Origin of the sequence: Anatilimnocola floriformis, assembly GCF_024256385.1 — a bacterium.
GTDB classification, from domain to species: Bacteria; Planctomycetota; Planctomycetia; order Pirellulales; family Pirellulaceae; genus Anatilimnocola; species Anatilimnocola floriformis.
Window position 1 is genome coordinate 6,185,928 of record NZ_JAMLFW010000001.1, and the last position, 21,094, is coordinate 6,207,021.

Here is a 21,094-nt window from a genome sequence, read left to right on the forward strand (position 1 = left end):
TCGAATGATTCGGCTAACCCCAGTTCACACTTCAGCGGCAGGGAGTCGCCGGCATGAAGATTAAAGAAATCGATATCGAAGGCTTTGGCGCCTGGACGGGCCTGCGCTTGCCGGATCTTTCCGACGAAGCCACGGTCATCTACGGACCGAACGAAGCCGGCAAAACTACGGTCATGCAGTTCGTGCGCAGCGTGCTGTATGGTTTTTCCGTTGCGCGGCGGCAACGCTATTTGCCACCGGTTTTCGGCGGCAAAATCGGCGGCCGGCTGAAGCTCGGCAGCAATGTCGGCCAGTTCGTCGTGCAACGCAGCGCCAAGATGGACGACCTGCCCGATGAGCGCGGCCATCTCACGCTCGTTGATGCGCAAGGTCTGCCGCGCGATCTGTCGCACCTCGATGCCCTCCTCGCTGGCGTCGATGAACCAACCTTCAACAACGTTTTCGCCATCGGCCTGCGAGAAATTCAAGAGCTGGCCGTTCTCGACGATACGGCTGCTGCCGATCTTCTGTACAAACTTTCGACGGGCCTCGATCGCGTTTCGATCATCGACGTGATGCGTGAGCTCGGCGCCTCGCGTGATCGCTTGCTGTCGGCCGATGATACCGCGTCGAAGATCCCGAGCTTGATGCAAGAGCGCGACACGCTGCGCGCCGAGATTGCCGATCTGTCGTCGGCTTCGCGCCGTTGGGCCGAGCTGGCCGCCGAACGAGCGATGATTGCCGAAGAAGCGGGCGAGCTCGAACGCTCGATCGATGGCAACGATGCAGCTTCGCGATTGATGGAAGTTGCCCTCGAAATCCAACAGCCGTGGTACGTACGCGTCGATCTCGATCGCCAGATCGCCTCGATGGCCACCGTCAAAGCGTTGCCGGAAAAAGCCGTCGAACGCCTCGAACTCCTTAAACGAAAAATCATCAAGGGAAAGAAGCAGCTCAAGCGGCTCGCGGCGAAAACGGAACAACTCAACAAAGATCTTGAGAGCATCGAGGTCAATCGCGGCCTGATTTCGGCCATTCCGCGCATCGAAGCCCTCGGCGAACACTCGCAATGGCTGGTGACGCTCGAAGGGCAAATCACGCGTCTCAAGGAAGAGCTGAAGCGCCTCGATCAAGAGATCGACGGCCAACTCGGCGGCCTGGCCAAGAACAGCGGCGCAACGAACCTCGATGAACTGCCGCGCGACACCGTCGCGTTGCTGAAGCGGCCCTCGCAGCAGCTCCGCGAGGAAACCGAAGCCGTCGAAAAAGCTCGCGTCGAAGCGGAAAATACCAAGCGCGATGTCGAGCAACTGACCGTCCAGCTCGAAGGCGTGAGTCGGTTACGGATGGCCGATCTGAATAAGTCGATTCAGGCGGCTGGCAACAAAGTTGCCATCCTGCGAAAGCGAATTCAGGTCGAAGAACGGCTCGATGCCCTCGGCAATCGCCGCAGCGAGCTCGAATTCGAAGCCGATGAAGCGCACGAATACCAAGAGACGCCGATGCGCGTCACGATGGCCCTCGGTGCCATCTTCTCTTTTGGTGTGATGCTCGTTGGTTTCGGCGTTTTCAACCAATACTTACTGATGTGGCAGGATGCTACTCAGCCGAACTTGACCCTGATTGGCTTCGGGCTCGCCTTTGGCGCCGGATCGATCTTCGGCAAGTTCCTGCTCGAACGTCAGGGTGAAGACACGGCTGTCGATGCTCGCCGCCATCTCGATGCCACTCGCAACCAGGTCGCCGATCTCAAGCAGCAGCGTGACGAACTCGACGCCGAACTGCCGACCGGCGGCGGCGCTCTCGACATTCGCCTGCGTGAAGCCGAGAACGAACTGCGCGAACTCGAACGGATGGCGCCGCAGAAGACAGAACTCGAAGCCTGCTCGGCTCGCAACGAGGTGGCTCAGCGCCGTTACGCTGCCGCTCAAGAATCGTTGAAAGAAGCTCGCAATCGCTGGAAGAACGCTCTTCGGAGCGCGGGCTTGCCTGAAGACTTTCAGCCGCACAAAGTTCGCGCGGTCGCCAAGAGCACCGATCACCTGGCCGACAGCCGTCGTCGTCGCGAAGCTCGCAAGGATGAACTCGAACAGCGCGAACGCGAGCTCCTTGTCTTCTGCAGCCGCGTGCAGCAACTGATGGCCGACGTGCGCGTCACGCCAGCCACCGACAAGCCGCAGATGCAGATCCGCCAGCTCTCGCAAGCTCTCGCTGCCGAAAAAGAGACGCTCGAAATGCGGGAAGGGCTGGTCCTCAAGATCCGCCGCCTGAAGAAGACGAAGTCCAAGTTCCAAAGCGGCATCCGCAATGCCATTCGCCGTCGCCACTCGCTCTTCAGCGTCGCTGGCGTCGTCGATGCCGCCGGATTTAAGAATGCGGCGGCCGACTATGCCAAGCTGCTCGATCTTCGCAAGCAACGCGACGAAATCTCGGTAAAGATCAAGCATCAGCTGCACGATGAGTTCGCCGAAGAAACGATCAGCGGCGTCTTTGCTCGCGAAGGTCGCGACCTGCAACAGCGTTGGGACGAACGCGTCGCCAAGGCTCAGGACATCCGCACCAAGCTCGCCCAAATGCACGAGCGCCGCGGCGTGATCAATTCGGAGATGCAAAAGCTGGCCGGTGATCGCCGCCTCAGCGAAGCGACCCTTGAAGTCGGCATGATCGAACAGCAACTCCGCAACTCAACCCGCCGCTGGCAACAGCTAGCCGCCATCAGCCGCATTCTCGACTCCGTCCGCAAGGCCTACGAAACCGATCGCCAACCGGAAACGCTCCGCGAAGCCTCGATCTATCTCGGCAAGATCACGCAGGGGCACTACACCCGCGTGTGGATGCCCCTCGATCGCCGTGCGCTTCTTATCGAAGATCACCGCCATCAATCGCTGCCGCTCGAAGTTCTCAGCCGCGGTACGCGAGAAGCGGTTTACATCAGCCTTCGTCTCGCGCTCGCTGCGTCGTTCGGCCGCAAGGGCGCCAAGCTGCCGCTGGTGCTCGACGACGTGCTCGTCAACTTCGACGCCGGCCGCGTGCGTGCGACGGCCCAGGTGATGTACGAATTCGCCAAGGAAGGACATCAGGTCATCCTCTTCACCTGCCACGAACACATCCAGCAGATCTGCGAGGAAGCGAACTTCGTCGCTCGCAACTTGCCGAACCGCGGCACCACGGTCGAAGTCATCCCCGCCGAACCGGTGCGGAAGAAAAAGAAGAAAGAACTGCCGAAGATCGAACCCAAGATCGAGTTGCCGCCGCCTCCGCCGCCAGAACCAGTCGAAGAGCCGAAGCGCGAACGGATCAAGATCGATCCGAATGAACTGTTCGATATGGCTTCGGTCGAAGAGCAGTGGTTTGACCCGAACAACGCCTGGCAGCTGAAAAAACTGCCGCCGCCTCCGCCCGAACCGAAGGTGAGCTACACCGACTTCTGGCCCATCGCCACGGCTCCCGCGCCGTCGAAGCCGGTCTTCATCGCCGCGCCGGAACCGCCGCCGCAACCGAAGGTCAGCGGCTATCAATGGGGCGTGAACGACCTGCCCGACAGCTGGGCACTCGCGGCTCCTCCCGCACCGTTGCCGCCACCACCACCCACGCCGAGCTACGAAGTTTATACGTACCGCCAGCCGGAACCGGTTGTGGTTGCCCCCGCACCACCTCCGCCGCCGCGGCCACAAGCGATCGAGCCGCGCCGGCCGATCGTGATTGTCGCGCCGCCTCCGCCACCACCAGCACCGTTGCCGCCACCCGCGCCGATTTTGATGGAGCCGATCTACGTCGCGCCGCCACCACCTCCCGCACCGATCGTCGTTGCACCGGTGGTCGTGAAGCAGCCGAAGAAGGTTGTGTCGGTCGAGATCAAACCGGAACCGCGCCGCCGATTCACTTGGGAATCGCCCGAAATGTATGCGGATTAAGTTCGCTGCGAGCTGGCCACCGCAATACCGCTGAGCACGAGATGCGGCAGGTACTGCGCATGCTCGGCGACGAGCGGCGAGAGTCGTCGCAGGTCACCACCAGTGACGAAGAGCGCCGGCTCGACGGCTAGCTCTTGCTTCATCCGCGTCACGATCTCGCGCACGCTGCCGACCGCGCCCCAGAAGAGGCCGCTGCGGATCGCATCGTTCGTATTCTTACCGACCACGGGTGGCGGTTCGTCATTGGGTTGAATCCGCGCGAGAGGCAGAAAATCGGCGCCGCCGAAGAGCGCTTCGGCCGACAGGCGAAAGCCTGGCAGAATCGTCCCGCCCAGGAACGCGCCGGTCTCGCTGATCAGGTTCACCGTCACGGCGGTACCAGCTCCCACGACGATGGCGGGCGTGTTCGACGGTCGCAGCACATTGGCAGCCACTGCAGCGGCCAGGCGATCGAGTCCCACTTTGTCGGGCTCATCGACCAGGACTTCGATTGGCAGGTCGCGGTAGCTCAGCTGCTGAAAATCATCTGCGGGCCGGTGCTGGCGAACGAACTGAGCCAGCTTTTGAAAGCCCGCGCGATTCACGCTGCTCACTCGCCAGCGAAGCGTTTCGATCGGCAGATTTTCGAGCAAAGAAACCGCCGGCCCCTCGGCGGTCGCAAAATCAAAGACAACCGTCGGTGACGGCAGGTTCGCCGCGGCAACGTTCGCCGACGGAAACAGCCCGAGCTTGGCGAAGCTGTTGCCAATGTCGACGGCCAGCAACGAATCTTCGCTGCGGCTAGGCAGGCTCATGCCTCACTCCGGGCGACACTTTCTTGGGGAGCGTTTTCGCGAGCAGCAGCTTCACGTGCCGCCGCATCGCGGGCATCCAGGGCCTCGGTCACGGCCCGCATCACCAGGTTCAAGCTCTCGCCGGTCACGGCCGAGATGAGATGCACTGGCTGACCGATTTCCGCGGCCAGCTTATCGCGAATTTCATTCGCTTCCGGCAGCTCGCACTTCGTCACGGCGACAATCTCAGGCCGTTCGCCGAGGCGAGCGTCGTATTGCACCAACTCTTCGCGAATGGCCCGGTAATTCGAGATCGGATCGCTCCCATCGACCGGAAATGGCTCGACGAGATGGACGAGAATGCCGGCCCGTTCGATGTGCCGGAGAAACTCATGGCCGAGACCAGCACCGTGGCTCGCGCCTTCGATCAGCCCGGGAATATCGGCCATCACAAAGTGCCGATCGAAGCTGACCTGCACCATGCCGAGGTTGGGAAACTTCGTGGTGAACGGATAATCGGCAATCGCGGGCCGGGCCTTCGTCAGGCGACTCAGGAGCGTGCTCTTACCGGCGTTCGGCATGCCGATGATGCCGACATCGGCGATCACCTTCAGCTCGAGCAGCAGCTCGCGTTTTTCGCCTTCGCCGCCGGGCGTATGATCGCGCGGAGCGCGATTGGTCGAGGTCTTGAACCGCGTGTTTCCTTTGCCGGCTTCACCGCCGCGGGCCGCGATGATGGTGTCGCCATCGGTCGTCATGTCGCGAATGATGAAGTCGTTCTTGGCGTCGATGATCAGGGTGCCGGTCGGCACTTCCAGGATCATGTCGTGGCCGTCTTTGCCCGCTTTGTTCGAGCCGCTGCCGTGGGCGCCACTCGGGGCCTTCCAAAACTTCTGGTGCGAAAACCCCGAGAGGTTATTCACGCCGTCCTTGGCCACAATGATGATGCTGCCACCCTTGCCGCCATCGCCACCGTCGGGACCACCCTTCGGGACGTACTTCTCGCGGCGAAAGCTCATGCAGCCGTTGCCGCCCTTGCCGGCTTGGATTTCAATCTGAACGCGGTCGACAAACATAACTCACTCACTCGTTTACTTTCTCAGCCGAACCGTCATCCAGCTAAAATCTACTTGCAACTATCTCCTCTCGACTTTCGTGGTTCACCAGTGAAAGTCGAGAGGAGAAAATAGTGAGTAGAGGATTTTGGACACCCCAAAAAACAAAGGCCCGCGCTAGCGCGAGCCTTCCATGCTTCACTATCAGAGACCGACGTGACGAACGTTAGTTCGTGGCGACGTCGACGTTGATGCGCCGGCTGTCTTGATCGAACTTGACCACGCCTTCGACGAGAGCGAACAGCGTGTAGTCCTTGCCCTGGCCGACGTTGCGACCGGCGCGGAACACCGTGCCGCACTGACGAACGAGAATATTACCAGCAATTACCTTTTCGCCGCCGAACTTCTTCACACCGCGCATTTGCGGATTCGAATCGCGACCGTTGCTGGTAGAGCCTTGACCCTTCTTATGTGCCATGACGAAAATCCTGCGACGTAAACCGTTAAACTGCTAAGAGATAGGCCGACCAGTGACTAGCCACGCAGATCGTGACAACGGCACTAAAAGCCGGGGAATCCAAGAGTTTACCGGACCGACGCTCCGTGATCAAGGCGCTTTTGAGCCCAAAAGAGGCCGATAGATCCATTCCGAGTCGAGTCGCTCGTTGGCTTTGAACAGGCCAAACACCTTAGCTTGCTCGGCGGCATCGGCATCGATCCGCATGCCGTAGCGAACTTCCCCTTCGTTCTCGGCGATGGCATCGCCAGGCCGCCAAAAGTTCAGCCGCAGCGTCTTCAGGCTCGTCTGGCGAGCACTGCCGGGGACATCGCCGGCCTTGAACTTGCCGGCTGGATCTTCGTATTGATAGGCGTTCGTCAGTCCTTGAATGTAGATGCTGAAGTAATCGGTCCGCGGATCGACATCTTCCCACATCACGACGCCCCACACGCTCTTGTCCGAATCGGGCGTGCTGACGGGAATGGCCACTTCGGTGATCGACTGCGAATCGTACAGCGGCGTCTTGTTGTCGCCGGGAAACTCGCGGGCCCGAATCGGCCCCATCGCGGCGGGAATGACCCGATCGAGATATTGCTTGTTGAACTCGACCGCATCGAGCACAAAGTGCGGAAAGAACCGCAACTCGTCGGTTTCCTTACCGAGCACATTGATCGTGTTCGTCGTTTCCTTTCCTTCCACTTCATGTGGGCGGTTGAATTTAGGTTCGAGTGGCTTCTTAGCCGGCTTCCAATGTCCGCCGTTGTTCTTCACCTTATAAACCATGTACCAAATCAGCTTCTTCTGAATCTTGCCGTTGGCTTGGGGCATTTCGACTTCGACCATGCGGAACGGCTTGAACGAGAACTCGAGGTTCCAAATCGTTCGCCGCAGAATGCTGACCTTGGCCCGTTCAAAAGCGGTGTTGCTCTTGGGGCTTAGATTGGGCTTGTAGTCGAGATCGGGAATCGCGAGCACTTCGACGAGTGGCCGCGGCCCGCTGAACATTTCGACGTCTTCGGGGGCCGGCGGAATGGTCGTGAGCACGCCCGGCGCAAGACGCCGCTGCTGAGCCAGCGCAGGAACCTGCAGCAACGCGATTCCCAGCACGAGAAATGCCAGGCAAGCCAAGGCAAAGCGAAGGTTTTTCATAGGGACCATCGACGACATTCCGCCAGAAACAAAAATGCAGCCGTTTAGTATAGTTCCCGCCTGGGCGAACTCCTAGCAAACGCCATTTTTCGAACCGTGGGCAACTCAACGATTCGTCGCGCCACCGCCTGCCTATTCCCGATATTCGCTACGACCCTCCGGCCGGGTTCATGGCGACCTCAGCCCAACCGCCAAAATTCCGCCCAACTCCGATAAATCTCCTGCCCCACCGCCGTGCGGAAGATCGTCTCGCCGTAACACTTGTCCGCCGGCAGGTGATCCCAATTGGTGCGGAACTCCCGCAGGGTCACGCTGCTGTTGGCCACCAGTCGTTGCCATTGCTGCGGATCGCCAGAGTCGCCGGTCGGGACGCCGGTTTCGGTCGGACGTTCCAGATCGGCCAAGACGCCCAGCGGATGGAGCGGCCACAGCGCGTCGGCTTCGACGCAGGCCAGCGCCAACCGGTCGTCACTCAAGGGCCAAGGCTGACCAAGTTTCCACGCGTCATGCCGGGCGATCAAATCTGCACACCGCTCGATCTCGGTGGCATTCAAAAGTGGCTGACCGCCAGAAGTCACCGTGGGCAAAACCTCGCGCGCATTCGCCGCTCCTTCGGCCATGTGCCGTTCGCGCTGTTGGGCTTTGAGTCCCAGCAGCCGCACACGACTTGCTTCATCGGCTGCGGCGCGAATCTCAAGTTCAGTGATGCGATGAATGAACGCAGCGTCGTGAAAGAACACGAACGCAATGCCCGCGCGCTTGTCCGTCGTCGTCAGCGGTTCCCCTGCAGCGATGCGGAGAAAATTGTCGAGCACCACAAATTCGTGCTCTTGGCGATTATCTTCCGCTGTGCGCTGACCAATCCAGCCGCGCCACGCCGCGTCGGCAACCGCGAGCACAACGGCCGAAAGTTCCTGCCGTTCCTGCTCGCTGCCAACATGTTGCAGCGAGCTTTGCAACATCTGCTGCAATCGCGCCGGAATTGCCGTGCTCGTCATTTAAACTGCCGCCGCAACTGGCAACGCGGCAAAATTCTTCAGCAATTTCAGTCCGTCGGCTTGGCTCTTTTCCGGGTGAAACTGCGTGGCAAAGAGATTGTCCTTCCACACCGCAGCGCAGAACGGACCGCCGTAATCGGCTTCGATGGCGACGATGTTGCGATCTTCGGGCGCCACGTAGTACGAGTGGACGAAGTAGAAAAACGTGTCCTGAGCCGTTTCGCTCAGCACCGGCGCGGGCTGCAAGATGCGGCCTTTGTTCCAGCCCATGTGCGGCACTTTGAATTCGTGCGGCAGATCGAATCGCTGCACCTTGCCGCGAAGAATGCCGAGCCCTTCGTGCTCACCACCCTCGTAGCCCACATCAAAGAGCATCTGCAAACCAAGGCAAATGCCCAAAAACGGCTGATTCGCGGCAACGGCGTCGCGAATGAGCGGCACAAAGTCGCGGCGGCGGAGCTCGGCAATCGCATCGCCAAACGCGCCAACGCCGGGAAGGACGATTTTGTCGGCCGGGCCAATTTGCCGCGGATCGGCGACGATTTCGGCAGCGACGCCGACGCGTTCAAAGCCCTTCTGCACGCTCCGCAAATTCCCCATCTGGTAATCGATGATGGCCACGCGGCTCATGCGAAGCTTTCTTTGTTAGTGCCGAAACATTGCGAGCCACGGCGCGACTCGCTTACCGACAAATTTTACTCGCGCGCAGATTGGCTGCAACCTTGGGACACTTCGCTCGCTCGCCAGGTTCGCCGCCGTAGCTGCGATTTATGCGAGTGCAAACGGCAACTAAGCCACACTGCGATTTTGAATGCGAACCAACTGCGTGCGGGCGGCATTCCGAACGTTTTCGGGAATGTCGGTCATCGCGGTCAACTGCTTGAGATCGGCGACAGCTTGCGTGTCGTCCTTGCGAGAAGAATGAGCCAGGGCGCGATTGAAAAGGGCCCGGGCTTTCGTTTCGCTGCTGGCCGTCGTCGAGCGCATTAGCTCGGTGTAGAGTTTGATCGCTTCCTCAGGCTGCTTTTCGTTGGCCAGGGTCATGGCCTTGCTCATGAGATTTTCGTCGCGACCGGCGCGGCTGAACCAATTCTGGAGTCGCTTCAAGAATTCCATGGTTCACCGCGCAGTACGAAAGCCTCGGGTCAGCCAAAGTTACTCGGGGCGGCGCACTTCGTAGCGCGTCATGTTGTTCAGCTTTTGCGGCAGTTCCTTCACCAGGCAAGTCCGACGGCACTCGGCGATCGATTCGGGATATTCGACCCACGCACCGCCGTGAAAGTGAAAGGTCTTCTTCGCGGAGTCTTCGGCGATGATGATGGCCTTGCCGTAAACCGTGGGAGCCACGGGCTCAGACGGAATGATGGAAGCCAGTGAATGTCGGCGAGTGTCGGACGGTGGGCGAGTCGCCTGTTGTCGTTTATTCGGCTGCGGAGCGCGTCTTTTTTGGGGCATAGTTACTTTCGGAGCGCGAAAGAAGAAGAGAACGCAGCCAGGGCTGCGTTCTCGGTTATCAAAACGTGTTTATCGTCGACCGAAGTCGAGTATTGATCGTCGACCGTAGTCGATGTCGACAGCAGTCGATTTAGTAACGACGACCGCCGCCGCCACCACCGTAGCCGCCGCCACCGCCGCCACCACCACCGTAGCCGCCGCCACCGCCACCGCGACCACCACGGCCGCCGCCGCCACCACCGTAACCACCACCGCCGCCGCCACTGCGTTCTTCACGCGGGCGAGCTTCGTTGACGGTCAACGAACGTCCATCGACGTCCTTCGAGTTGAGGCCGTTGATCGCAGCCTGGGCCTGGCTGTTATCCGACATTTCGACGAAGCCGAAACCCTTGCTGCGACCGGTGTCGCGATCCATGACCACTTGGGCGCTCTTCACCTGACCGAATTCGCTGAACAGTTGTTCGAGCGATTCATTGGTGGTGCTGTAGCTGAGATTACCGACATACAAACGCATTGCCACAATACAATTCCTGCAAACCTAACGAGGGCCCTTCGAAGTGCTTTCTGGGCCAAAAGAAAGAGAACCAGCGTGGTGGTCCGCCAAGTGGGAAGGGCGAAGCAAGGGGCGGCGAACAAGGACAGAAAATGGCCCGCAGCGCTTTGGTCGTCAGACCGACTACCCCGTTTGTAGCAGCCCCGGAAGCCGCTGCCCAGCACAATTGCCATTTCCCAGGACCGATTTCGGGAATAATTCGCCGCAAACTCATTTGCAAGTTGTGCTGTCAGCCTGGGTGAGGGAGACTGAAGTCATCATTCCAGATGTCAAACGCCGCAAAAATTCGGTTTTCGGCGCTACATTTCGCAACCTCTTGGCTTGGAAGACTAAGAACCGCCTGGCATTGACTGGTCTTCGCCACGCCATGCCGCGCAGCTCACTCAGAGCGTGCCCATTCACACAGCCCCTTGAAGTCCTGGCGCCGCGCCGAACTCGCTGCCGCCGATCGGGAGAACTGTTGTGAGTGAGAAAAAGCCAACGCCTGTCTTTCGCGCCCTGATCCCCAATCTGTGCCCCGTCTGCGGCAAAGCTTCGTACAGCAAATCGGGCGAACATCCGCAATGCTCGCAACAACGGGCCGACGGCGTGTTCAAGGCGAAGTATAAGTTGCCGAAGTAACTCGCCCCGTTTCTTTGTATCCTGTGTAGGTCAGGCACTTCAGTGCCAGACAAATGCGTTCCCGCGCCTTCGCGCTCACACACCCGCATTCGTCCGGCACTGCACTGCCGACCTACTCATTCATGCAACCCCGCATCTCTGCTTTCCCCAAGTGCTATCTCGAACAAATCGCCGGCCCGCAGCCGACGATGACGGTCTTTGAATGGATCGAGCAATCGCGGCAACTCGATGCCGACGGCCTCGAGATGTACGACGGCTTTTTCCGCAGCCTCGAGCCCGCCTATCTCGACTCCGTCGGCGCTGCCATCGAAGCCACCGGCCGACGAATGCCGATGCTCTGCTGCTCGCCCGACTTCACCAATCCTGATGCGGACGCGCGAAAACGGGCCGTCGACAAACATATCCAACTGATCGAAGTAACGAAACGCCTTGGCGGTGCCGGCGCTGTTTGTCGCGTGCTGAGCGGCCAGCGCTATCCCGAGGTCGCCCGCCAACAAGGAATCGGCTGGGTCGTCGAATGCATCGAGCAGTTGATTCCCATCGCCCGTGAACACGACGTGATTCTCGGCATCGAGAACCATTACAAAGACGGCTTTTGGAAGTATCCCGAATTCGCGCAGAAGCAGGACGTCTTCCTCGAACTCGTCTCCGCGATCTCCGAGCGCAAGCACTTCGGCGTGCAGTACGACCCGTCGAACGCCATCGTCGCCGGCGATGACCCGCTCGACCTGCTGCGGCACATCGCCGACCGCGTCGTCAGCATGCACGCCAGCGATCGCTTCCTCGCCGAGGGCACGACCCTCGCCGAGCTGAAGCAAAACGACGGCACACTCGGCTACTCGCCGAACCTCCGCCACGGCGTGACTGGCCGCGGCTTGAACGACTACGACACGATCTTCCGCATTCTCGCCCAACACCATTACACCGGCTGGATCAGCATCGAAGACGGCATGAACGGCATGGGTGAAATGGCCGAGTCGCTGGCCTTCCTACGCCGCAAAATCGCCGAGCATTTTGCTTAACTGTAGTCCCGCCTTCAGGCGACGTCTCTTCCTCACTCCCTCTCCTCAGTACTCCGGGGAGAGGGCCGGGGTGAGGGGCTAACCCGCAACTAGACTTCTCCTGCGCAAAGTTACGTCAACCCAAATCGACCTAACTCCCTCTCTCCATTCCCATCGCCCGCCCGCCAACTACCCACAATTCACCTCGGCATCAACCACCAACCCCCTCATTCCAAGGGGCTCTTTTATAACAGGGAATGCAATTTCCAAAACGCTCCCCAACGACTTTCCAGACAACAGCTTGCGACGATTTGTGGCTGCAATATCACACTCAAGATATAACGAAATATCACCCCCGCGATTTCGGTCCAACCCGCCGCGCTAACGCCCGCCCCTTCAAACCTCGCCGCGCGACTTACGTCAAACGCCCAACGCGTTTCCCAACCACCAAGATGCCAAAGAACGCCCGCTAAAACTCTTCCCACCGCGCAGCAGCCACCCACCCACGCTCAGTCTGAACCCCAAGCGTGCTGCCAAATTGCTCTCCACATTAGACTCAATGTCGTTGACAACTCTGGTCAATATTTGTGGTTATTTGTAACCATTCACGCTGGCGTGAATGGCTACGGTTATTTCCGAAAACCCACACCGATCTTGCAGCACCGCAGATTTGGAACTTGTCTGTCCATTCGGAAACTGAATGCGAGTGCCTGACGACTGATCCAATCCATACTCCGATTCATTCGAATTGCTTTACTGCTACAACATTGAAAGCGTTCCGCACGACCTCCCTCCAAGGTTGCCATGTCTACCCCTCTCGACATTACCGGCGGCGACATCGCGCTTCTCAACGATTCTGATTTCCGAGTACTCGTTCGCGGTCTCTGTGAGGCGGACTTACGCATAGCTGGCCATTCATTGCTGGGAGTTGACACCGGCGGCAATCAAAATGCAGGCGACGGTGGACTAGATGTCGTTGTAACGCTCAATCACGAACCGCCGGCAAACAGCTTCATTCCTAGGAGGAACACTGGAATCCAGGTCAAGACTTCTCCGATGCCAAAGGGGAAAATCACGGCAGAAATGCGGCCTAAAAATGTGTTGCGAGAGGAGATCAAGGAGCTGGTCGCAAAGAACGGCGCATATGTCATTGCCTGCTCAAAAGACTCGCTTAGTCAGACAATGCTGAAGCAACGACTTGGTGCGATGAAAACTGCACTTGGACGAGCCAAAGGTTTCAACTCGACCGCGTTGCATTTCCTCGATCAAAACAAGATCGCTCAGTGGGTAGGCTGCCATCCGTCTTGGGGCGCGTGGGTACGGACACAAATTGGTCGGCCAATTGCAGGCTGGAGACCTCTTGGCAACTGGTCGCGTTCGCCACAAGACGACGACGAGTACATCATCGATGATCACGTGCGATTCTTTGACCGTCGCAACGCCGACCTCCGTGGAAGTAGCGTATTGGATGGCATACGCACTCTGCGCACTTCGCTGTCGAGCGCGCAAGCTTGTGTACGGATCGCAGGATTATCGGGTATAGGCAAAACGCGGTTTGTCCAATCGCTTTTCGATCCTCGGGTGGCCGAAAATCCACTCAACCCGGATTGGGCCTTGTACGCAGACATGTCCGACGATCCACACCCATCGCCGGTCGTGATGGCAACGGCACTTCTTGCGGCAGGAACACCCATGCACTTGGTGGTGGATAATTGTCCGCGAGATTTGCACAAGAAGCTCGCAGATATCTGCACGCAACCCAACAGCCGTTTGAATTTAGTAACAGTTGAATATGATGTCCGTGACGACATCTACGATGATAGCATTGTATTCAAGCTTGAGCCCGCGAGTGATCAACTAATAGAGACGCTGCTTGAGCGGCGGTTTCCGGAAATCAGTGAAGTCAATCGACGCCAGATTGCGGCCTTTTCCGGAGGCAATTCGCGGTTGGCAATAGCCATCTCTAAGACAGTGAAACCAAATGAGTCAATCGGACACCTTCGCGATTTGGAGCTTTTTGACCGACTATTCCAGCAGCGAAACACCGCAGACCACGGCCTAAGAAAGTCTGCTGAGGTTTGTTCGCTTGTTTACTCCTTCGACGTCGAAGAAGCGTCGCCTGGTTCTGAACTAGCATCACTCGCGTGCTTGGGACAAAAGGCGCCAGTGGTGCTGTATTCCGATATTGCAGAACTGCGAATGCGCGATTTAGTGCAGGCACGCGGGCCATTTCGTGCCGTGTTGCCGCATGCGCTCGCAAACGCAATGGCGAGTTGCGAGCTTGAGACCCTGCCTATAGCGCGACTGCTCGCGCACTTTATTGCCGGCCCACCGCGACTGCTGCAATCTTTTTGCCACCGTCTCAGCTTCTTAGTTAGCTCCCCTGTTGCTAGAAGAATCGCAAGCGAACTTCTTAGTCAAATCGAAGACTCTCTAGCGCACATAGATAAACACAGAGTCACGCTGCTTGAATACATCGCTCCGGTGGTGACGGAAGAAACGCTGAAAGCTTTCGAACGTGCGTCAAAAACGCTCGGAAGTGACTTCGTTGGAAGTCACATGCAGACTCACCGCTGGAGTATTTGCAAGATACTCTGGCATATTGCCTACAACGAGAAGCACTTCCGCCGAGCTACCAATATCCTAATAGAGTTTGCCATAAACGAGACGAAAGATAGTTCCGCTCCCGGCCAGCACTTCCTGCGGATCCTGTTTCAATCACGCTATTCTGGGACTAAGGCCTCACCAGAACTGCGAGCTCAAGTTGTTTCGGATTTACTCAGTTCACCCGAAAGCAAGAGACAATCGCTGGGTGTAGAACTATTCTCCGCTGCTCTTGAAGATGAACCGCGAGCAATATTTGACTCGTTTGAGTTTGGAGCTTGCGATCGAGACTACGGACTCTCGCTGACCACGCGCGCCGAAATCAGAGAGTGGTTTGCGCAGTTCTTTAATATCGTGCTGCACTTTGGCTGTAGTGCTTCGGTGGTTTCGGAACAAGTAAGAAGTCGCTTTGCAGAGCGTTTATTTGGTGTTTGGGTTCACGTTGGGCTGCACGACGAGGTGTCCGACGTAGCGCGACGACTTCATAGTCATCGGCCTTGGACAGATGGCTGGGGGGTTATTCGTATGATCCTTCAATACCGTCACCAACTATCCAAAGCTTGCGTAGACGCAGCAGTGCTCCTTAACGAAGAATTCGCTCCGAAGGACTTTATTGCAAAAATTAGAGCGATTGCGCTTTCAAATACGCGCGATATACCGGAACCAGGCGATGCAAATGAAGAATTCGACATTTGCTCAGCCTATGAGCGTTCATATAAGGTTGCTTTTGACCTCGGAGTTGAATTGGCGACTGAGTGCAGTGACGAATTGAAGGACTTGCTTCCAGAAATCGTACGGAGCGGTGGCCCAAGAGTATTTTCGTTTGCGCAAGGGATTGCAAGCGGCATCAATGAACCTGATGGTCTACTTGATGTTTTCATCGATACATATCTCGCACTCCCGAATCGCGGCCGTGAAATGACTGCAATTCACGGCGTTATGGTGGAACTTTGGCGGCGTAAACGTGAGCTAGTCACCAGTGCAGTTGAGCGACTTTCGCACGAGCCACAGTTTGCCACGTTTTTGCCCGAGTTACAGCTTCAATTTTGGACTGACGGTGACGCTGCTGCCATTCGGCTGAATCGCGCAATCGGTTCGGGGCTGGTCGACGCATTCGCATTCCGACGAATCACGTACCAAGTCATTCAGCGCAAGCTTGGAGATCAACGGCTGTTAAAGATTCTCGCGGGAATACAGCCCTTGAAGGGAGCAGAGGAAATCACAATCGATGCACTTGATGCGAGGCTGACAGACAAGGAGAACACTCGCTCAAATGCCAAAATGAAGACGTTTGCGAGAAGGTTCTTGCTTCAATGGCAACTAGCGGGGCGCGCTGAGCATAGGGATATGCAGGACTATCACTTGGCGAGTATCACTAGGAATTGTGTTTCAGGAAAGACTGGCCGCAAAGTTGCCATGCATCTCTGCAAAGCCATCGGTGATGGAGTTGAATCATATGCAATCTCCTCGTACAGCTATCCACAGCTAATGAGCGCACTTGCGGCTGTAGGCCCCGAAGAATTCCTCGACCGCATGCTGATTCAGAATGGCCGAAGGCGGAGAAGCTACTTCCTGTACGACCATCACCCGTTTCCAAATCCGATAGAGCAAATACCGGAATGCGTGCTCTTGGCTTGGTGCGAAAAGGACCCAGCGGTTAGGTACACTAAGATCGCTGCCACTCTTAGTCCCTACGAGAAGCCTGCTTCAGACCCGTTGAAGTGGAAGCCTTTGGCGCTTGCTATTCTTGAGCGTGCGCCAAATGTCAAAGCCATGATCGCGATTTTTTGCGGAGTCGCTGCTCGAAATTAGTTCTTGGTCTGGTTCGCGGGCGAAGATCCGCGAGAAACGCATAGCGTTATTTAAACAACTGAGTGATAGCTCCAAGGGCGAGATTTCCGAGGCCGCACGAGAAGTTCACGCTCGTCTCCAATCTGAGATTGCCGAAGAAATGGAGTTAGAAGAAGTTGAACAGCGCCGTGAGAGTGAGCGTTTTGAATGACGGGACGTAATCCCAGCACCTGAATCGTTGTCTGTCAGCTGTGTAGAACTCGGTGTCACGCTCGCGAATCGAGCGTGCTCGATGGGCCGTGGGTGCGCGGGAACTTAGGTCAAACCCGCTGCCATGGTGCTGTCGCACGGTAGCACATCTTTTGTTCTCTCGCCCAAACCCTCGCTCACGCGTCGGGCTACCGGAAGGCGGGCAAAAAAAGTTGCATTCGCCAGTCACATGCCGGAAGCTTGGTGAGCAATGTTCGTTGACTACCGCCTGCATCCTTCACTTTGGCTACAGCAATGATGAATCCAGCGATTCGTTGGCAACGAAGTGTAATTCTGATTTGCTGCATGCTCACGTCATTCGTATGCGCTGCGACAAAACCAGCCTTCGCTAACAATGGGCCGCCTAGTTGTGCGCTCGTCGATTCGGCCAAGCTGCCACTGACAGCGATACTGGAAGCCCGACTATTGAACAATGAGGGGGCGACGTGGGTCGAACGCTCGCAAATCGATCGTATTCTGGCTGAGCAGGAATTGCAGTCCTCTTTCGGCGCTCAAGGAGTGCAATCGCGCGCGGCGCTGGGCAAAGCGCTAAAAGCCGATGTGTTAGTCTTGCTGCGGTCGGCGAAAAATCCAGAACCGGCCGGACCGGCCATCGTCGAATGCGTGGTATGCGAAACACGCCGCGGCTTGCGGCTGAAGACGATGTCGATTGCGATGGACCAGAATCAAGAGGAGACCGCCGGAGCGCTCGAGAAATTGGTGCTGGACGGCCTGAAGAAGTACGCCGAAAAGATCGAGACGATTGTCGCGGTGCCACCTTTCCTCAGCGAGGATCTGGGCTTTGAGTTCAACTACTTGCAATCGGCGTTTGCAAAAGTGGTGGAGGAACGCCTGCTCGCCCAGCCTGGCCTGCTCGTCGTCGAATTGGGTGAAGCCCAGGCGATTGCGAAAGAACTCGTGCTGGCCGGCGACGCGGCAGTCGATCGCCGGCCGCCGCTTTATGTCGTCGGCCGCTATCGGCACGATGGCATCGGCCAAAACAAATCGGTTCGCCTGAGCCTCAAGCTGATGAAGTCGGAAGAGCAACTCACGCTGAAGGGGATCAAGGATTTGCCGCCGCCAGAAGTGCCGGCCTGGATCGTGAAGAAGACAGACGAACTGCTGCCGCTTCTTTCCGACAAGCAGATCGCTGCAACCGGTGAGTTCTCTGCCGAGCGCGAGGCAACGGCTCTGGCCAATCGCGCGCGTCAATTCATGAAAGTGGGGAACTGGCCAGAAGCCCTGTCGCTACTGGAAGCGGCTTTGCTGTTACGGCCTGACGACAGCGCAATTCTCCTCGACGCGGTCGGCACCACGGCTCAATTGATTCCTTTCGGGGCGGAGCATTTTCGCGAACCCGCGCAAGTGAAGTTCATCGTTGCCAACTGCCAGCGGGGTCTGGAGCACCTCGAAAAGTACATGCGCGACGCTCCCAATATCAAAGATCGCACTCCCGAAGGTCCAGCCGACCTGACTCTCAAACTAACTAGGAATATCGCAACGATTCTACGAAGGCGTGACGTCCAGAATGCTCCCGAACTCCAAGAACTCGTGCACAACGCGCGCAAGTTCCATTGCGACACGCTGCTCCGCATCGCCTATGCCCGCGGCAAAGCCAGGTTCGCGGACAGGTCATCGCATCTCGCGTGGGACGCCCTGGCCGTAAGTGATTTGTCCGCCGCAGAAAAATACGCGGTGCTGGAGCGGGTTGCCGAGGAATGGCGCGACTTGTCCGACTTGCACACCCGACTGCTGCGGATGACCTTCGGCGAGTTCACTGCAATAGACGATTCAGCCGAATATCGTCGCTTCCTGGAACAGCTCAAGGCCTCGCCCAGGCCGGATTTGAAACTCGCAGCCAAGACAATTCAGCAGCGATTCGAGCAAGGGCTGCAAAGGCGACTGGAATACGACAAACAACGAGAAGTGATACCCCAGTCCAGCACCACCGTCGATCCGCTGTTGGAGCGAGTTGCGCTCCAACTCGAAAGGCGACTCGAGTTTATCGAAGGTTCCTTTCCCACGGAGTCGCGCGGGGACATCTTCTATCGCTCAGCGATGCTGGCCCGGCGTCAACCGCCCGATCAACTCAAAATCTTTCATCGCCACCGTGATCCCTTCTTCATCGCGTCCTCGGTCGTTTGCGACGGCCGCTACATATGGATCGCAGGCGTCAACGACGATAAAGCGCCGGGGCTGCTCGCCGTTGATTTTGAAGGCAAGGCAATCGAATTTACGAGCGACGATGGAATTCCTAAGTCGGATGACCGGCAAGCCAAGCTTCGGTTGGCTCCGGTGGCGCCCGGCAAAGTTTGTGTCGCGGGATTCTCGGGCCGGTCGTGGGTCGCGACAGCGGAAGTTGCCGACGAAGGAAAACGAAAGTTCGACATTTTTTTTGAAGCGCGCGAGGTAGTGACGGGTACGGAACAGAGCCACGTCACCAATCCGCAGGTAGTGTTTACACCCACTCGCCTGTTCACCCTGAAGAATGCCAAAGGCGAGAGTGTGATTGTGGTGGGCCGCGAGTCTCGATCGACAATCGTTTCCACTCGGCCGCTGATCGTCGATCCCCAGGCCAAAACCGCGCGCGTTGCGACCTTCACTTGCACCAATTGGGGCCATGGCGGGGACCGCTGGGTTACGCAGGGCGAGGACGGGATTTATTTCTATGAGCTCGATCCCAATCCCCCGAATCCGCAGAATCTCATGCGAGTCCGCTGGCCGGGAAACGAAAAAGAAAAAGCCGTTGTGGATTGCCCCCAAGGCATGCTGGCTTTTGATAAACGTGGCCTGCATGTGATTGGGAAGAAATGGTGGCTGGCCGACGTTTCGACGGGCACGGTCAAAAAGCTCGTCGACTCACCCCCGTGGGTCTTTAAAAATCCCTACTGGGAAAGAGGCACTAATTCGGACGCCGACTTTGGAATCGATTATGCCAAGGGAGTTCAATTGAAAATGGTCTATCCGACCGAGCACTATGGCCCGTTGGTGAAAGCCGGCCAAGGAAACGACGAACGGGGAGTCGTCTATTATCGGCTCAAGGAGTAAGTGATGCAGACGCACGCCCCAGAAAGCCCGACGCGTGAGCGAGGGTTTGGGCGAGTGGATTCCATTTCCAGCAAACGTGCGATAGCACTTTTCGCGGTGGCGGTTTCTGCCACGGCGCTAGTCAAAACCGGCTCCATGGTGCTGTCGCACGATAGCGCATCTACAGTCCTCGCGCCCAAACCCTCGCTCACGCGTCGGGCTACCTTTTCGGCGGACGTGCGAAAAGGCGGCCGTAACAAACGGCGAGCTTTCTCGCTCTGCAGATCAGGGGATGATCGCATCCCTTCCTGCCTCCCCCGCGCCTCGCGCCCGCCTCTCGCCCACTCCTCGGAGCACTGCCATGTCGCCCGATAAACTTCGCGATTATCGCAATTGGTATGACCTGAGCGCCAGGGAGGTGCTGACGGCGGTGCAGCAGACCAAAGGGGGTTGGAAAACGATTTTTCCGAAGGGGATTCCGTGCTGGTTGAGTCGGCTGCGGAATTATTTCAATGTCACGCCGCACTTTTTGATGCGGTATGACGAGAAGCGGGCCGATTTTATTTACGATTGGCAATTGGTCAAACGGGGAATCATGGAATCGCATTCCCTGAGCGGGGATGCTTATCGGGACGGCGAGCGGCGCATTTGGCTGCAGATGTCGACGGCGGCGGGCGTGTACCACTACAAGGGCGCGATCACCACGCGGAAGAAGGTCGTCGCCTTTATCAAGCCGCAGGTCCTGATGCCGATCTTCAAGCTGGTCTCGCCCGATGGTACGGGCGGATCGCGCGAGCTGGTGCTGACCAATCCGAAAGGCCGCGTCCTCCGCGACGGCGCGGTCGGCAACGTGCAGAAGTGGGAATACGTCCGCAACCGTGTCATTCTGGAAGAACCCTACGAAGGGAGTTACAACTTCGCCGAGACCATCACCAGCGGCTATGGCGAACACGTGAAAGCCGACGTCGACACGCACCGCGAATGGCCCGGCTTTTACATCAACCCCGACCCCGATTCAGAGCTCAAGGATCGCAGCTTTCCTGAACGCGACGGCCGCGGCGCGCTGCTGTTCGAACAGATCAAGTACATCAGCCCGGCCGTGAATGCCTCGCCGAAGCGGACCAACATCATTCCGCGCGGCCTGGCGGCGTCGCACTTGCCGCCGGTGGCGGATCCAGACAATTGGTAAGTCATCGGGTGGCACGGTGTGTACTCACCCGTGTCTTCTCCCAGTCTTATGCGGTAACGCGAATCCCCGGAAATGGGCCACGTACGCTGCAAGACGCAGACTTGGGAAATGCTGAGAAAGCGCTTCGTTCGCAGTGTTCGTTAAGGCAGACGCCGCACATCCGGAAAATTTCCAGAATTTCTTGAGACGGTTTAGGCCAGTTTGTCGCATTGCTGATTGTCGGGGTTTGCTGCTCGT

Annotated in this window: 14 protein-coding genes and 1 pseudogene; 6 read left to right on the forward strand and 9 right to left on the reverse strand. The window is 57.8% G+C overall.

Annotated features, from left to right (window positions below):
• The first annotated feature begins 53 nt into the window (after positions 1-53).
• Positions 54-3,893, forward strand: coding sequence for an AAA family ATPase (locus M9Q49_RS24540; protein ID WP_254511718.1), 3,840 nt, complete (start codon positions 54-56; stop codon positions 3,891-3,893).
• Here the strand turns inward: M9Q49_RS24540 and M9Q49_RS24545 are convergent.
• The 9 genes and pseudogenes from M9Q49_RS24545 to M9Q49_RS35545 all read right to left on the reverse strand — a co-directional run bounded on the left by M9Q49_RS24545 (position 3,890) and on the right by M9Q49_RS35545 (position 10,336).
• Positions 3,890-4,687 (reverse strand): type III pantothenate kinase, encoded by a 798-nt coding sequence (locus M9Q49_RS24545; RefSeq protein ID WP_254511719.1) that lies wholly within the window; start codon positions 4,685-4,687, stop codon positions 3,890-3,892. The genes M9Q49_RS24540 and M9Q49_RS24545 overlap by 4 nt on opposite strands.
• 32 nt (positions 4,688-4,719) lie before the next feature.
• Positions 4,720-5,742 (reverse strand): annotated as a pseudogene (obgE, locus tag M9Q49_RS24550) (GTPase ObgE); the annotation flags it as partial.
• A gap of 205 nt (positions 5,743-5,947) precedes the next feature.
• Complete coding sequence (gene rpmA / locus M9Q49_RS24555) at positions 5,948-6,199, reverse strand: 50S ribosomal protein L27 (protein WP_254511721.1); 252 nt, start codon at positions 6,197-6,199, stop codon at positions 5,948-5,950.
• A gap of 129 nt (positions 6,200-6,328) precedes the next feature.
• Positions 6,329-7,369 (reverse strand): hypothetical protein, encoded by a 1,041-nt coding sequence (locus M9Q49_RS24560; RefSeq protein WP_254511722.1) that lies wholly within the window; start codon positions 7,367-7,369, stop codon positions 6,329-6,331.
• A gap of 179 nt (positions 7,370-7,548) precedes the next feature.
• The gene (locus tag M9Q49_RS24565) at positions 7,549-8,367 is read right to left on the reverse strand and encodes a hypothetical protein (RefSeq protein ID WP_254511724.1); all 819 of its coding nucleotides are present in this window, start codon (positions 8,365-8,367) and stop codon (positions 7,549-7,551) included.
• Positions 8,368-8,997 carry an imidazole glycerol phosphate synthase subunit HisH gene (hisH, locus tag M9Q49_RS24570; protein WP_254511726.1) on the reverse strand — a complete coding sequence of 210 codons (630 nt, stop codon included), beginning with the start codon at positions 8,995-8,997 and terminating at the stop codon, positions 8,368-8,370.
• 159 nt (positions 8,998-9,156) lie between these two features.
• Positions 9,157-9,483, reverse strand: coding sequence for a hypothetical protein (locus M9Q49_RS24575; protein WP_254511728.1), 327 nt, complete (start codon positions 9,481-9,483; stop codon positions 9,157-9,159).
• 39 nt (positions 9,484-9,522) lie between these two features.
• Positions 9,523-9,714: a hypothetical protein gene (locus M9Q49_RS24580; RefSeq protein WP_254511730.1), complete on the reverse strand. Its 192-nt coding sequence runs from the start codon at positions 9,712-9,714 to the stop codon at positions 9,523-9,525.
• A 238-nt stretch (positions 9,715-9,952) separates the two neighbouring features.
• A complete protein-coding gene (locus tag M9Q49_RS35545) occupies positions 9,953-10,336 on the reverse strand; it encodes an RNA recognition motif domain-containing protein (RefSeq protein WP_261365313.1) in 384 nt (127 codons plus the stop codon).
• A gap of 501 nt (positions 10,337-10,837) precedes the next feature.
• Here M9Q49_RS35545 and M9Q49_RS24590 point away from each other — a divergent pair.
• From M9Q49_RS24590 to M9Q49_RS24610, 5 genes are all read left to right on the forward strand, one after another.
• Entirely contained in the window at positions 10,838-10,996 is a 159-nt protein-coding gene (locus M9Q49_RS24590) for a hypothetical protein (protein WP_254511731.1), read from the forward strand.
• A 53-nt stretch (positions 10,997-11,049) separates the two neighbouring features.
• Positions 11,050-12,018 (forward strand): sugar phosphate isomerase/epimerase family protein, encoded by a 969-nt coding sequence (locus M9Q49_RS24595; protein WP_254511733.1) that lies wholly within the window; start codon positions 11,050-11,052, stop codon positions 12,016-12,018.
• A gap of 783 nt (positions 12,019-12,801) precedes the next feature.
• On the forward strand, positions 12,802-16,413 hold the full coding sequence (locus M9Q49_RS24600; protein ID WP_254511734.1) for a hypothetical protein: 3,612 nt from the start codon (positions 12,802-12,804) through the stop codon (positions 16,411-16,413).
• A 534-nt stretch (positions 16,414-16,947) separates the two neighbouring features.
• Positions 16,948-19,689 (forward strand): hypothetical protein, encoded by a 2,742-nt coding sequence (locus M9Q49_RS24605; protein WP_254511735.1) that lies wholly within the window; start codon positions 16,948-16,950, stop codon positions 19,687-19,689.
• 340 nt (positions 19,690-20,029) lie between these two features.
• Complete coding sequence (locus M9Q49_RS24610) at positions 20,030-20,857, forward strand: hypothetical protein (RefSeq protein ID WP_254511736.1); 828 nt, start codon at positions 20,030-20,032, stop codon at positions 20,855-20,857.
• Positions 20,858-21,094: the final 237 nt, after the last annotated feature.

Bases quoted from the DNA above. Each gene is read 5' to 3' on its own strand.
- M9Q49_RS35545 (WP_261365313.1), bottom strand. From the start codon at position 10,336: ATGCGTTTGTATGTCGGTAATCTCAGCTACAGCACCACCAATGAATCG.
- M9Q49_RS24540 (WP_254511718.1), top strand. From the start codon at position 54: ATGAAGATTAAAGAAATCGATATCGAAGGCTTTGGCGCCTGGACGGGC.
- M9Q49_RS24560 (WP_254511722.1), bottom strand. From the start codon at position 7,369: ATGAAAAACCTTCGCTTTGCCTTGGCTTGCCTGGCATTTCTCGTGCTG.
- M9Q49_RS24595 (WP_254511733.1), top strand. From the start codon at position 11,050: ATGCGTTCCCGCGCCTTCGCGCTCACACACCCGCATTCGTCCGGCACT.
- rpmA (WP_254511721.1), bottom strand. From the start codon at position 6,199: ATGGCACATAAGAAGGGTCAAGGCTCTACCAGCAACGGTCGCGATTCG.
- M9Q49_RS24600 (WP_254511734.1), top strand. From the start codon at position 12,802: ATGTCTACCCCTCTCGACATTACCGGCGGCGACATCGCGCTTCTCAAC.
- M9Q49_RS24575 (WP_254511728.1), bottom strand. From the start codon at position 9,483: ATGGAATTCTTGAAGCGACTCCAGAATTGGTTCAGCCGCGCCGGTCGC.
- M9Q49_RS24605 (WP_254511735.1), top strand. From the start codon at position 16,948: ATGCTCACGTCATTCGTATGCGCTGCGACAAAACCAGCCTTCGCTAAC.
- M9Q49_RS24565 (WP_254511724.1), bottom strand. From the start codon at position 8,367: ATGACGAGCACGGCAATTCCGGCGCGATTGCAGCAGATGTTGCAAAGC.
- M9Q49_RS24610 (WP_254511736.1), top strand. From the start codon at position 20,030: ATGTCGCCCGATAAACTTCGCGATTATCGCAATTGGTATGACCTGAGC.
- hisH (WP_254511726.1), bottom strand. From the start codon at position 8,997: ATGAGCCGCGTGGCCATCATCGATTACCAGATGGGGAATTTGCGGAGC.
- M9Q49_RS24545 (WP_254511719.1), bottom strand. From the start codon at position 4,687: ATGAGCCTGCCTAGCCGCAGCGAAGATTCGTTGCTGGCCGTCGACATT.